The sequence below is a fragment of the Nonomuraea marmarensis genome (genome assembly GCF_043197025.1).
Lineage (GTDB): Bacteria > Actinomycetota > Actinomycetes > Streptosporangiales > Streptosporangiaceae > Nonomuraea > Nonomuraea marmarensis.
Window position 1 is genome coordinate 23,571 of sequence record NZ_JBICRM010000031.1, and the last position, 13,050, is coordinate 36,620.

At 69.8% G+C, this 13,050-nt stretch carries 14 protein-coding genes; 9 read left to right on the forward strand and 5 right to left on the reverse strand.

The genetic code is table 11. The features are described 5' to 3' along the window. Positions 1-27: 27 nt before the first annotated feature. The 5 genes from ACFLIM_RS37095 to ACFLIM_RS37115 form a co-directional block, all read right to left on the reverse strand. Complete coding sequence (locus ACFLIM_RS37095; RefSeq protein ID WP_393173158.1) at positions 28-204, reverse strand: PaaX family transcriptional regulator C-terminal domain-containing protein; 177 nt, start codon at positions 202-204, stop codon at positions 28-30. Positions 205-240: 36 nt separating this feature from the next. Then, positions 241-1,314 (reverse strand): Zn-dependent alcohol dehydrogenase, encoded by a 1,074-nt coding sequence (locus ACFLIM_RS37100; RefSeq protein WP_393173058.1) that lies wholly within the window; start codon positions 1,312-1,314, stop codon positions 241-243. 14 nt (positions 1,315-1,328) lie between these two features. Beyond that, on the reverse strand, positions 1,329-2,750 hold the full coding sequence (locus ACFLIM_RS37105; RefSeq protein WP_393173059.1) for an aldehyde dehydrogenase family protein: 1,422 nt from the start codon (positions 2,748-2,750) through the stop codon (positions 1,329-1,331). Positions 2,751-3,258: 508 nt separating this feature from the next. Then, positions 3,259-3,483, reverse strand: coding sequence for a translation initiation factor IF-1 (gene infA / locus ACFLIM_RS37110; protein ID WP_393173060.1), 225 nt, complete (start codon positions 3,481-3,483; stop codon positions 3,259-3,261). Positions 3,484-3,700: 217 nt separating this feature from the next. Continuing rightward, the gene (locus tag ACFLIM_RS37115; protein WP_393173061.1) at positions 3,701-4,471 is read right to left on the reverse strand and encodes a GNAT family N-acetyltransferase; all 771 of its coding nucleotides are present in this window, start codon (positions 4,469-4,471) and stop codon (positions 3,701-3,703) included. A gap of 367 nt (positions 4,472-4,838) precedes the next feature. On the opposite strand from ACFLIM_RS37115, the gene ACFLIM_RS37120 reads away from it, so the two are divergent. The 9 genes from ACFLIM_RS37120 to ACFLIM_RS37160 all read left to right on the forward strand — a co-directional run bounded on the left by ACFLIM_RS37120 (position 4,839) and on the right by ACFLIM_RS37160 (position 13,013). Beyond that, entirely contained in the window at positions 4,839-5,117 is a 279-nt protein-coding gene (locus ACFLIM_RS37120) for a TetR family transcriptional regulator (RefSeq protein ID WP_393173062.1), read from the forward strand. A gap of 114 nt (positions 5,118-5,231) precedes the next feature. After that, positions 5,232-5,435 carry a ferredoxin gene (locus tag ACFLIM_RS37125; protein WP_393173063.1) on the forward strand — a complete coding sequence of 68 codons (204 nt, stop codon included), beginning with the start codon at positions 5,232-5,234 and terminating at the stop codon, positions 5,433-5,435. Next, complete coding sequence (locus ACFLIM_RS37130) at positions 5,432-6,706, forward strand: cytochrome P450 (protein WP_393173064.1); 1,275 nt, start codon at positions 5,432-5,434, stop codon at positions 6,704-6,706. Before ACFLIM_RS37125 ends, ACFLIM_RS37130 begins: the two co-directional genes overlap by 4 nt. A gap of 249 nt (positions 6,707-6,955) precedes the next feature. Beyond that, positions 6,956-8,278 carry an MFS transporter gene (locus ACFLIM_RS37135; protein ID WP_393173065.1) on the forward strand — a complete coding sequence of 441 codons (1,323 nt, stop codon included), beginning with the start codon at positions 6,956-6,958 and terminating at the stop codon, positions 8,276-8,278. Positions 8,279-8,491: 213 nt separating this feature from the next. Further along, positions 8,492-9,280, forward strand: a complete 789-nt coding sequence (locus ACFLIM_RS37140) for an SDR family NAD(P)-dependent oxidoreductase (RefSeq protein ID WP_393173066.1) — start codon at positions 8,492-8,494, stop codon at positions 9,278-9,280. A 38-nt stretch (positions 9,281-9,318) separates the two neighbouring features. Continuing rightward, positions 9,319-9,720, forward strand: a complete 402-nt coding sequence (locus ACFLIM_RS37145; RefSeq protein WP_393173067.1) for a Zn-ribbon domain-containing OB-fold protein — start codon at positions 9,319-9,321, stop codon at positions 9,718-9,720. After that, a complete protein-coding gene (locus ACFLIM_RS37150) occupies positions 9,720-10,865 on the forward strand; it encodes a thiolase C-terminal domain-containing protein (protein ID WP_393173068.1) in 1,146 nt (381 codons plus the stop codon). The genes ACFLIM_RS37145 and ACFLIM_RS37150 overlap by 1 nt, the downstream gene beginning before the upstream one ends. Next, the gene (locus tag ACFLIM_RS37155; protein ID WP_393173069.1) at positions 10,862-11,095 is read left to right on the forward strand and encodes a hypothetical protein; all 234 of its coding nucleotides are present in this window, start codon (positions 10,862-10,864) and stop codon (positions 11,093-11,095) included. The genes ACFLIM_RS37150 and ACFLIM_RS37155 overlap by 4 nt, the downstream gene beginning before the upstream one ends. A 13-nt stretch (positions 11,096-11,108) precedes the next feature. After that, on the forward strand, positions 11,109-13,013 hold the full coding sequence (locus tag ACFLIM_RS37160; RefSeq protein WP_393173070.1) for a flavin-containing monooxygenase: 1,905 nt from the start codon (positions 11,109-11,111) through the stop codon (positions 13,011-13,013). Positions 13,014-13,050: the final 37 nt, after the last annotated feature.

A 13,050-nucleotide genomic window follows, 5' to 3' on the forward strand; every position in this document is an offset into this window, starting at 1 on the left:
CAGCCACCTGGCCAGCGAAGGCCTGATCTAGTGCCGGACGGCGGTGTCCTCGTCCATGCGGTCCCACTCGGTCTGTGCGCGGCGGTGCCACCGGTTGTGCAGGTCGTGGAAGACGGCCGCCGCCCGGGGGCCGGGCCAGGCGTGGCCGAGCAGCTCGGCCGGGAGATCGGGGTCGAGGAACGGGAATCGCGGAGCCTGGCTCAGCCTTCGAGCCGGAGTGTGCGTAGGGCGCGCCGTTGCTCAGAAGGTGACCAGCGAGCGGATCACCTCGCCCGACCCCATCGCCGCGAACGCCTCGCCCACGTCGTCGAGCGTGATGCGCTTGCTGATCAGGCCGTCCAGGTCGAGCCGCCCGGCCCGCCACAGCCTTAGCAGGCGGCCGAAGTCGGTGCGCACGTCGCCGGAGCCGTACAGGCAGCCGAGCAGGCGCCGCTCCGTCGCGAAGAGTTCGGCGGCGCTGAAGCACACCTGGTCCTCCAGGCTGCCCGCGCCGACCACGACGGTCGTCCCACCGCGCCGGGTCGCCTGCCAGGCCTGCCTGATGGTCGCGGAGCGGCCGACGACCTCGAAGGCGTAGTCGAACCCGCGTCCCTCGGTCAGCTCCTTCACCGCGTCGGCCAGCCCGTCCGGGGTGGTCGTGTGGGTGGCGCCGAACTGCCGGGCGATCTCCAGCTTCTCGGGGAAGCGGTCCACGGCCAGCACCGGGGCGGCGGCGGCCAGCTTGGCGCCCTGGATCACGTTGATCCCCACGCCGCCGCAGCCGATCACCAGGACCGACGACCCGGGACGTACCTTGGCGGTGTTGACCACCGCGCCGACGCCGGTCAGCACCGCGCAGCCGACCACCGCGGCCACGTCGAACGGCACGTCGTCCGGGATCGGGATCGCGGCCCGCGCGTCGACCACCGTCTCCTCCGCGAAGCAGCCCACGCCGAGCGCGGCGTGCGCCTGCTCGTCGCCGAGGCTCAGCGTGGGCGCCCCCGCGGTGGCCCGGGCGCTGACGCACAGGTTCGGCTGGCCGCCCAGGCAGAAGTAGCAGGTCCCGCAGGGCGGGATCCAGGAGAGGATCACGTGCGTGCCGACCGGCGGACCGGCCACTCCCGGGCCGAGCTCGACCACCTCCCCCGCGCCCTCGTGGCCGGGCACCAGGGGCAGCGGCGCGGGCAGCGTGCCATCGCACATCGACAGGTCGGAGTGACACACCCCGGCGGCGCGCAGGCGCACCCGTACCTCTCCGGGGCCCGGCCGTCGCAGCGTCAGCCGGTCGCTGATCTCGACGGGTTTTCCGACTTCGCGCAGGATGACGCCTCGCATGGACTTCCCCTGGTCTAGAGCTGTACGGACGTGGTGGTGAGGAACTCCTCCAGGCCGAAGCGGCCGTACTCGCGGCCGTAGCCGGATTGCTTGAAGCCGCCGAAGGGCGCCAGGCCGTTGTGCGCGCCGTCGTTGATCCGGATCTGCCCGGCCCGCAGTCGCCTGGCCACTCGGTGGGCGCGGGCCGGGTCGGCGGCGCGCACGCCCGCCGCCAGCCCGTACGGGGTGCCGTTGGCGATGCGGACCGCCTCGTCCTCGCCGGAGTAGGGCAGGATGACCAGGACCGGGCCGAAGATCTCCTCCTGGGCGATCCGCGCCTGCGGGGCGACATCGGTCAGCACGGTCGGCCGGACGTAGAAGCCGCGCTCCAGCCCGTCGGGCGCGTCGGGGCCGCCGGTGAGCGTCGTCGCGCCGTCCTCGGCCGCCGCCCGCAGGTGCTCGCGTACCCGGTCCCGCTGCACGGCCGAGACCAGGGGCCCGAGCCGGGTGCCGGGATCGCGGGGGTCGCCGGGCGTGCAGATCCGCGCCTCGTCCGTCGCGATCCGCTCGGCGTCCAGGAGACGCTCTCGCGGGACCAGCAGCCTGGTCAGCGCCGAGCAGGTCTGGCCGGAGTTCAGGAAGCAGGCTCCCACGCCCTTGCGTACGGCGTCCTCGAACGCGGCATCGTCCAGGTCGTCGAGGAGCACGTTCGGGGACTTGCCGCCCAGCTCCAGCGCGGTGCGCTTGACGCCGGCCGCGGCCAGCTCGGCGACCCGCCGCCCGGCGCGGGTGGAACCGGTGAACGAGATCATGTCGACCAGCGGGTGCGCGGCCAGCGCTTCCCCCGCCTCGGGTCCGGTGCCGGAGACCAGGTTGAACACGCCGCGCGGGAACCCGACCTCGTGCATCACGTCGGCCAGCACGAACGCGTTGAGCGGCGTGACCTCGCTCGGCTTGAGCACCACCGTGCACCCCGCGGTCAGGGCCGGAGCGACCTTTGCCGCGATCTGGTGCAGCGGATAGTTCCAGGGGGTGATGGCGCCGACGACGCCGATCGGGTCCCGGTACACCACCGAGCCACCGAGCCGCTCCTCGAACCCGACCTCGGCCGCCACCTCCGGCATCGAGGCGAAGGTCCTGATCGGCGCGCCCACCTGGATGAGCCGGGTCAGCGGCAGCGGCATGCCCAGCTCGTTCACGATCGTGTCCGCCAGCTCCTCGGCCCGCTCCTGCAACGCGGCCGCCACGGCCGCACAGAGCGCGGCCCGCTCGGCGGCAGGGCGAGCGGCCCAGGCGGGCAGCGCGGCGGCCGCCGCCTCCACGGCCCGTGCCACGTCTTTGGCACCGCTGCGTGGCACCTCGGCGACGACCTCCTCGGTGGCGGGATTCACTACAGGGATCGCCTCGCCGCCGCTCGCCGCGATCCACTCACCGTCGACGTAGATCCGGTACGGCATGTCCCCACCTCACCCACAGAATTCTATTCTAGATTTCGATTCTAGAAGCATTAGACCATGGGAGCGGTGGGCTGTGAAGGCCCCGACATGGGTGTCTGGCGTTGATCCTCATCGTCGATCATCCGGATGTCCTAGGGGCCCGGGAGCGGCGGCGCGACAACTGTCGTGCGACGGCGTTGCCCGAAATCTCGGTGAACCTTGCGGGTTCGATCCATGTTGATCTTTGGCGGGCGCCGGCCGAGACGGCGGACCAGCGCGCAAGACGCGCGCTCATGCAGATGAGCGTGCATGTCAGCTCCGACGGAAGACGCGATGCGACAGCGGTATCGGCGACCGGCTCGAAGCCGGACGCCGATACCGCTGTCCGCATCAGGCCGGTGACGTGCCTACCTGGCCGAGATGCCGGGACGAAGAACCGAGCCGAGTCGTCGACTCTGATTCCTGCATCGAGCACATTTCCGATCCAGATCGGCGACTTCTTCTCCTATTCGGCGTGTCTCGACCACCGCTACGTCCTGTACCGGAAGAGGATCCGGCCGCGGGTGAGGTCGTACGGGCTGAGCTCCACGAGCACCCGGTCATACGGCAAGATCTTGATGTAGTTCTTCCGTATCTTCCCGCTGATGTGCGCTAGCACCTTGTGCCCGTTCTGGAGCTCCACCTTGAAGGTAGCGTTGCGCAGACACTCGACGACGGTGCCCTCGACTTCGATGCCGCCTGCTGTTCTTGCCATATTCTCGCACTTCTCCGTTCGGTGACTGTGAGGTCGGTGAGGAAACGAATTCCGTTGACGCAACCGTGATCGAGGCGCCTCGGCAGACGCGGTTGTCGCGGACGGCGGCCGCGACCGGCCGTCCCGCGCGCTACGGGAACCGATGCTCGCTCATCAGGTCGGCCTGTGCCGCGCGTGCTTCGGGCGCGGTCCCCTCGCGCGGTGATGCGGTGGGGCGTCAGCGGAGCACCAACTCCAGGTTGCTGCTCGCACGCCGGGCGCCGACGCCCTCGAACAGCGCCATGGCCGCCCCGTTGGATTCGTTCACTTCGGCCGATGCCGTTTCGATCCCGCAGCGGTGCAGCGAACCCAGCACGTGGGCGAGCAGCGCCCGAGCGATACCGCGGCGGTGCTGGTCGGATCGGACTGCGATCAGCCCGATCCGTGGCTGCCGGGTCACCGGCGCCACCCGGACCAGTCCCACGTATTTATCGGACTGTGCTGCCACCGCGTACTTCGACGGGTCCAGCAGGGTAGCGCCGTCCGGGCGGGCCAACACCTCAGCCGGCATCTCCTGCCATCCGACGGTGGCCTCGACTTCGTCGCGAATCACGCGGTCCAACTTGCGCAGAGGGCCCTCCTCCGCCTCGCCGACGGCCACTATCGTCACGCCCGACGGCGGTAGCACTGAGCCGAGTCCCGTGACCCGCGGGTCGGTGGGCACGAGGTACTCCCACTCGCGGCGTCGGGTCGTGAAGCCGGCTCGCTCCCAACGGGACGTCAAGTCGAGGTCAGCCTCGTCGACCACCGTGTACAGCGGCTTCGGCAGGCCCGCCAGCATGGCATCGGCGAGTTGGTCAAAGACCGCGCCGTGCCACGCGTCGATGCTGAGGAAGATCCGACCGTCGGGCCTGCGCGAAGTGTCGCCGCGGCCGACCACCCGGTCGTCCTTCACAGCGTGCCATTGGCTCTCCGCGACCCGCGTGATCACTACGGCATGCTCGCCCATGCCCGAAGTGAAATGCACAGAATTCATAGGTTGTTGCCTTTCGGGATTGCCTTGTCGAGGCGCTCCCGGCGACACCTACGTCAATCGCCCGACCGTGACGACGAGGGGGAGCACCCACTTCGATACAGCGTTCATGGGTCTCACCTCCTCGCGCGATGTCACGGTCCGCGGAACGCTATCAGCCCGAACGTCGTCCCGGCCAACCATTTTCCCGCCGACCAACTCGGCGGGCCGCCAATGCGCTCATCTGCCGCAAGTCGCGCGGCACCCCAAGGTCCAGGTGCCCGCTTGAGAGACGCCAGACAGGAAGGGGCTCGACGGTCGAGGAGCTCTTGACGTATCAAATGAATGATTTTTTAATACGCCCATGGGGCGCATCGCAGGAGTCACCGCCGCTGAGACGCGTGCGCGGTTGTTGCAGGCGGCTGTCGTGGTCTTCGCCGAGCGTGGCTATGACGGCACGCGGGTGGCCGACATCGCCCAGGCCGCGGGCGTGAGCAACGGCGCTCTGTACGCGCACTTCGGCTCGAAGGCGGAGCTGCTGGTGGCCGCGCTGCACCAGCACGGGCGGCCGATGCGCCCACTTCTGTCTCCTGCTGGCGATGGGCAGCGCGCTGGTGACCACGGACCTGCATGCGGTCGATGACGAGGAGTGGGCGGCGTTACTGACCCGCGTCCTGACCGCCTTCCCCCGAACCGGCACACTTCACCGAACGGAGGCCACAACCCAGTCAGGAACGACACAGACAGGAACGAGGCAATGAAAGTACTGATCGACTCCGAGCGTTGTCACGGGCACGGCCGCTGCTACGACCTGGCCCCCGACATGTTCGGCGAGGACGGCGAAGGCTACGGCACCGTCCTCGGCGACGGTTCCGTGGCGCTGGGCAAGGAGCCCGATGCGCGCCTGGCGGCGTCCAACTGTCCCGAACGGGCGATCGACATCGAAGGAGCCATACGATGAGCGTGGACGACCGCTTCGGCGAAGACCTCGAACAGGCGCGTAGAGAACGGTTGCTCAGCGGTTACCGGAGCGAGATCGTCACCGATCCCGTCTCGGACTGGGCGACCGACTTCTCCCACGTCGACCCCGCGTGGGCGGCCGACCCGTACCCGATCCAGGACGACCTGCGGCAGCGCTGCCCGATCGCGCACACCGACCGGTTCGGCGGCGCGTGGCTGCCCACCCGCTACGAGGACGTCTCGGCCATCGCCTACGACACCGAGCACTTCACCTCCCGGGCGATCATCGTGAGCAACGTCCGGCCCCCCAAGGAGATGGCTCCGGTGGGCGGCGCACCGCCGATCTCCTCCGACCCGCCCTTCCACCACGACGCGCGCAAGCTGCTGCTCCCGGCCTTCACCAAGACCACCGTCGCCAAGCAGGAGCCGGCGACCAGGGCGTTCTGCCACTCGCTCATCGACGCTTTCGAGGGGCGGGACGTCGTCGACGCCGCACGCGAATACGCCAAGCACATCCCGATGCGGGTCATCGCCGACATGCTGGGCTTCCCGCAGGAGGACTCGCCGAAGTTCGGCGCGTTCGTCGAGAACGCACTGGAGAACATCAACGCCTCGAACGAGGAGCGCATCGAGCGGTTCACCAAACTCTCGGACTACCTGCTGGCGCAGATTCGCGACCACATCGACCACCCCCGCGACGACCTGACGACGTACCTCCTCAACGCCGAACTCCACGGCCAGAAACTCGAACCCACCCACGTCCTCGGCACGATCAACCTCCTGCTCATCGCCGGCATCGACACCACCTGGAGCGCCATCGGCGCGTCCCTGTGGCACCTGGCCAAGACTCCCGAGCACCGCGAGCGCCTGGTCGCCGAACGGGGGTTGCTGCCCACCGCGATGGAGGAGTTCCTGCGGGCCTACGCGCCCGTCACCATGGCGCGCCTGGTGAAGGAGGACATGCACTGGAACGGCGTGGACATGAAGGGCGACGACTGGGTGCTGCTGCCGTTCCCCGCGGCCAACCGTGACCCGGCCCAGTTCGACCGGGCCGACGAGGTGATCATCGACCGTGAGGTCAACCGGCACGCCGCCTTCGGCCTGGGCATCCACCGGTGCGTCGGCTCCCACCTGGCGCGCATGGAACTCCGGGTCGCCCTGGAGGTCTGGCTGGAGCGCATCCCCAGCTTCACCCTGGCGGACCCCTCCGCGGTGACCTGGGCCGCCAGCCAGGTTCGCGGTCCCCGCAGGCTTCCCCTGCGCATCGGCTGACAAGAGGCGCACCTGTCGCAGGCTCGCTGCCGAGGATGCCGGCCCGTGTCCACGGCAGCGAGCCTGCCGATCTGGGCCTTTCGCGGATCAGCGATGGGCCCGACTGCCGTCCCGCGTCGCCCCACGCGGGGACGGATCTCTCACAACCCTTGACTCGGGCGGTGAGCGAGCGGAGGATCGTGGAAATCAATTCTAGATTATTGCTCTAGAACTGGTGGCGAGGGTTGGCCCCATCAGAAAGGCACCCCCATGGGCTGGTCTTACGTCCGCGAACTCGACGAGTACCCCACCGGCGCCCGCCGCATGAAGATCCTCACGATGGCCGTACTGGCCATCCTCATCGGCTCCTACGAAGCACAGATCGCGCCTGTGGTACCGCTGCTGCTCAAGGACCTGCACATGACGCTGGGCACGTACGGCGCCGTGTCAGGGGCCGCCCTCGTGGCCGGTGCCATCGCCTCCGCGCTGGGCGGCAGGCTCACCGACCGGCTCGGCCGGGTGCGGCTGCTGGTCCCGCTGATGCTGCTGACCGCCCTGTGCTGCTTCGGCATGACGCTCGCGCACAGCCCCCGCGACCTGCTGATCGCCCGGATCGTGCTGGCGTTCGTCGACGGCGTCGCGATGGCCAGCACCGCCCCGCTGGTACGCGACTTCTCGCCACGTCTGGGCCGGGCGCAGGCGTTCGGGTTCTGGACGTGGGGGCCGGTCGGGGCGAACTTCCTCGCCGCCGCCATCGCCGGCTGGACCCTGCCGATCTTCAACGACTCCTGGCGGTCGCAGTTCGTCATCATGGGCTGCTTCTCGCTGGTGATCTCGCTGGTCATCGCCTTCAACATCGCCGACCTGTCGCCCGAGCTGCGCGCCCGCATCCAGCACACGGAAAGCGAAGCCGCCCACGTGGTCGACCTGGCCAAGCCGGCCAGGGTCAGGGCGCTGCTGGCGCGGCGCAACATCTGGGCCCATGTGATCGGCATCGCGTTGTGGCTGGTCCTGTACATGACGCTCTCGCTGTTCGGGCAGACCATGCTCGTCGGAGCGCTGGGCATCAGCACCGCGCAGGCGTCCACGGTCATGGCCGCCTTCTGGACCCTTGACCTGGTCGTGCTGGTCGTCATCGGCCGCGTCTCGGACCGGATCAGGCTGCGCAAGCCCTTCTCGCTGGTCGGTACGGTCGCGGGCGTGGTCATCACCGGCTACCTCGCCTACCTGCTGGGGCAGGATGACGTCTCGCTCGGCCTGTTGATGATCGTCGGCGCGTTGCTCGGCGGGTCGCTGGCCGTGGCGTACGCGCCCTGGATGGCGAACTACTCCGAGGACGCCGAGGACGTCGACCCCCGCCTGCAGGGCACCGCGTGGGGCCTGTTCGGCTTCCTCAGCAAGGCCGTCGCCGTGGCCGCCCTGCTGATCATTCCGCAGGTCGTCGAGGGCACGAGCTGGCAGACCTGGCTGCTGATCTCGCTCGGCTGTCTCGTCCTGTACATCCCCGCGATCTTCCTGTTCCACGGCCCGTGGCGGCGCGAACCCGTCCCCGCCGCGATGGAGACCGCCCCGGCCGTGCTGAAGGCCGACTGACACCCCGGCGCGGCCGGAAGGAAATGCCGATGCCCGAGCCGGCACCCGGTGGTCGATATGAGGCTGTTCGCCGACCGGGTGTTCGGCCTCGACCTGCTGTCCGCGTTCCGCGGGCCTGGTCGTGTCGACTCCTTGACAGCGGAGCCCATACAGTTCGAAGCTAATTCCAGAACCAAGTTCTAAAACTATCGACCGCAGGAAGGCGGGGTGGCCATGGGCCGGCTGGACGGACGGGTCGCGCTCGTGACCGGGGCCAGCAGAGGCATCGGCGCCGCCATCGCGGTGGAGTTCGCCGCCGCGGGCGCCCGCGTGGCGGCCAGCGCGCGCACGGTGAAGGCGGGCACGAGCCGGCTGCCCGGCACCCTGGAGGACACGGTCGGCGGCATCCGGGCGGCGGGCGGGACGGCGGAGGCCTTCGCGGCCGACCTGTCCGTGCCGCAGGACCGCGAACGGCTGGTCGAGCAGGTGCGCGAGCGCTACGGCGAGGTGGACATCCTGGTCAACAACGCCGCCGTCACCTACTTCACCCCGGTCGCCGACTTCACCGCGCGCCGTGCCGCGCAGATGTTCGAGGTGCAGGTGACGGCGCCGATGCAACTGGCGCAGCTGGTCATCCCCGGCATGCGGGCGCGCGGGCGTGGCTGGATCCTGAACATCTCCTCCGGCGCCGCCCGGCACCCGGCCATCCCGCCGGGGCCGTTCGCGAGGCGGGGCGGCACCGTGTACGGCATGTGCAAGGCGGCCCTCGAACGGTTCGGCACCGGACTCGCCGCCGAGCTGTACGACGACGGGATCGCGGTCAACTCGCTCGCCCCGACCAAGGTGGTGCCCACCCCGGGCACGCTGTTCCACCACCTGACCACCGAGGACGACCCGGACGCCGAGCCGCCGCAGGTGATGGCCGCCGCCGCCCTGGCCCTGTGCCAGGCTCCGGCGAGCGAGCTGACCGGCCGGATCGCCTACTCCCAGGAGCTCCTGACCGAACTCGGGCTCGCCCCCTGACCATACGAAGGAGTTTTGTGCCCGCCAAAGGAAAGCCGGTGCCGGTTCCGACACCGGAATCCCAGCCCTTCTTCGACGCCGCCGCCAAGGGAGAGCTGAAGATCCAGCGCTGCCTCGACTGCGGCAAGCCGTTCTTCTACCCGCGCCCGTGCTGCCCGTTCTGCGCCTCGGACGCGCTCGAATGGATCACCACCAGCGGCCGCGGCACCCTGTACTCCTACACGATCAACCACCGGCCGGTCCCTGGCTTCGAACAGGACGCCCCGTACGCGATCGCGGTGGTGCAGCTGGCCGAGGGCCCGCGCATGATGGCCAACATCGTCGGCATCGACAACACCCCGGACAACCTGGTGCTGGACATGGACCTGCAGGTCACCTTCGAAAAGCGCGGTGACGTGACGATCCCTCAGTTCAGGCCGGCGGGAACGGAGGCGAGCTGATGGCACGAGGCGACGTGGTGATCGTCGGCGCGGCCGAGACCGACGAGGTCGGCGTGCTGCCCGAGCACTCCACGCTACGACTGCACGTGGAGGGCGCCCGCAACGCCGTGCATGATGCCGGCCTGCGCATGTCTGACATCGACGGCATCGCCGGCGTGTCCGCGCCCGGCCCGATCCAGGTGGCGCACGCGCTGGGCATCAAGCCGCGCTGGATCGACGGCACCGGGGTGGGTGGCACCTCGTTCCTGCTGCACGTCCGCCACGCGGTGGCGGCGATCCGGGCCGGCCACGCCACCACCGTGCTGATCACCCACGGCGAATCGGGCAGGTCCCAGGTCGGCCCGGCGCGTGGAGCCCTGCCGGCCTCCAGCCCCAACGCCCAGTTCGAGGCGCCCTACGGGGTGTACGGCCCGCCGACCATGTTCACCATCCCGCTGCTGCGGTACATGAAGGAGTTCGGGCTGACCGCCGAACAGCTCGCCTACGTCCCGGTGGCGCAGCGCAAATGGGCCACCCGTAACCCCCGGGCCCGCTACCGCGACCCGATCACCGTCGAGGACGTGCTCGACTCGCGGATGATCTCCTACCCGCTGCACCTGCTGGAATGCTGCCTGGTCACCGACGGGGGCGGCGCGCTGGTGATCACCTCCGCCGACCGCGCCGGGGACCTGCCGCAGCCGCCGGTGCACATCCTGGGCACGGGGGAGACCTTCGAGTCGCCGCTGATCTCCCAAATGGAGGACTTCACCACGTCGGCGGCGTTCCGGCGGTCCAGCGCGGAGGCGTTCGCGGAGGCCGGCATCACGCACGGCGACGTCGGCCATGTGATGATCTACGACGCGTTCGCGCACGTGCCGATCTACGGGCTGGAGGACATGGGCTTCGTCGGCCGCGGCGAGGCCGGGGCGTTCATCGCCGAAGGCAACACCGAGCCCGGCGGACGGCTGCCGCTGAACACCAACGGCGGCGGGCTGTCCTACACCCATACCGGCATGTACGGCATGTTCCTGATCCAGGAGTCGGTGCGGCAACTACGCGGGCAGGCGGCCGCCCAGGTGCCGGACGTCGAGATCAGCGTGGCGCTGGGCAACGGCGGCATGTTCATGGCCGCCGGCACGCTCGTGCTGAGCAACCGCACGCCATGATCGCCGCACCGGACCCGACGCGGCCCGTCCGGCCGGGCTGGGTCCGCGTCGACTGCCACCTGCACACGGTCGCGTCCGGTGACGCCGTCATCACGCTCGACCAGCTGGCCGAGCGGGTGGCGGCATCGTCTGCGCGCCGCACCCCTACGACCCGCTCCGCAACGGGGTGGGCGCCGGGCGTCTCGCCAGGGTGTCCCGCTCGGCGCTCGGGGGACGGCTCGACGATTTGACGGAGGTGAAGGTATGACGACCACGGAGCCGATCATCGACGGAGAGGACGCCATCCGGCGCGCTCTCCTTGACGCCGAGCTTCCCCCGCTGCTCGCGGCGCTGGCCATCGCCACGGGGGATCCGGCGCTGCTGCCGGACCACCTCCGCCCGTCCACGGTCAACCGGCTGGTGCCGCAGGGCGGCTACTCCGTGGCACAGCAGGAGGAGGCGCGCTCGCTCGCGCTCGCCACGCTCATCGCGATGCGCGACGGCCGGCTCCCGGCCCGGCGGGCATCGAACGGGGTGCTGGACACGGTACGGTTCCTGGCCGGTGCCGACGCCGACCGCTACCTGCCGCTGCTGATGGACGAGCTCGCCGCGCCGGACGACCCGGCGGCCCCCGGATGGCGCAAGGACGACCTCGCCCCCGAACGTCCCTTCCACGTCGTCATCATCGGGGCGGGCATGTCCGGCCTGCTGGCCGCCTACCGGCTCGGCCAGGCCGGCGTCCCGTACACGATCGTCGAGAAGAACGGCGACGTGGGCGGCACGTGGCTGGAGAACAGCTATCCCGGCTGCCGCGTCGACGTCAGCAGCCACCTGTACAACTACTCCTTCTTCGAGCACGACGGCTGGCCCCTCTACTTCTCCACCCAGAACGTGCTGCTGGACTACTTCCGGCAGTTCGCCGACCGGAGCGGCATCCCCGAGCACATCCGGTTCGGCACGGAGGTCCTGGCCGCCGAGTTCGACGACGGCACGTGCACGTGGACGATCCGCGTACGGACGCCGGACGGCGACACCGAACTGCTCGGCGCCCAGGCGGTCATCTCCGCGGTCGGCCAGCTCAACCGCCCCTCCTACCCGCGTATCGGAGGCAGGGACGACTTCACCGGGCCGAGCTTCCACTCCGCGCGCTGGGACCACGGCATCGACCTGACCGGCAAGCGGGTCGCGGTGATCGGCACGGGAGCCAGCGCCTTCCAGTTCGTGCCCGAGATCGCCCGCACCGTCGGCAGCATGGTCATCTTCCAGCGCACCGCGCCCTGGCTGGGACCGACACCCGAGTACCACGCGCCCGTCTCCGACGGCCTGCGCTGGTTGTTCCGGCACGTCCCCGGCTATGCGCAGTGGTATCGCTTCTGGCTGTTCTCCAGCTCAGTGGAAGGCGGCCTTCCGACGGTGTACGTCGATCCCGCATGGCCGCGGAGCGAACGTTCGGTGTCCGCGCCCAACGACGAACGGCGAGCGCTGCTGACCTCGTACCTGGAGCACCTGTTCGCGGGCCATCCGGACCTGCTGCGCGCCGCGATCCCCGACTACCCGCCCGGCGCCAAACGGATGTTGCGCGACAACGGTGTGTGGGCCGCGGCGCTCAAGCAGGACAACGTCGAGCTGGTCACCGACCCGATCAGCCGCATCACCGAACGCGGCGTCGCCACCGCCGAGCGGGAGTACGAGGCCGACGTCATCGTCTACGCCACGGGATTCACCGCCTCCGACTTCCTGGTCCCGATGACGGTGACCGGCCGCGACGGAGCCGACCTGCACAAGCGCTGGACCGGCGACGCCCGCGCCTACCTCGGCATGACCGTGCCCGGCTTCCCCAACCTCTTCCTGATGTACGGGCCGAACACGAACATCGTCGTCAACGGCAGCATCATCTTCTTCTCCGAATGCGAGGCCCACTACATCCTCGAATGCCTCCGCTCGCTGCTGCACGACGGGCACCGCGCGCTGGAGTGCCGGGAGGACGTGCACGACGCGTACAACGAGATGATCGACGCCGCCAACCGGCAGCGGGCCTGGGGCGTGTCCACGGTGAACAGCTGGTACAAGAACGCGCTCGGCCGCGTCGCGCAGAACTGGCCGTTCACCCTGATGGAGTACTGGGAACGGACCCGGACCGCTGATCTCGACGACTACCACCTGCTCTGACTCCGGCAGCGCCGCGATCGCGGTGACGGGCCCGGAA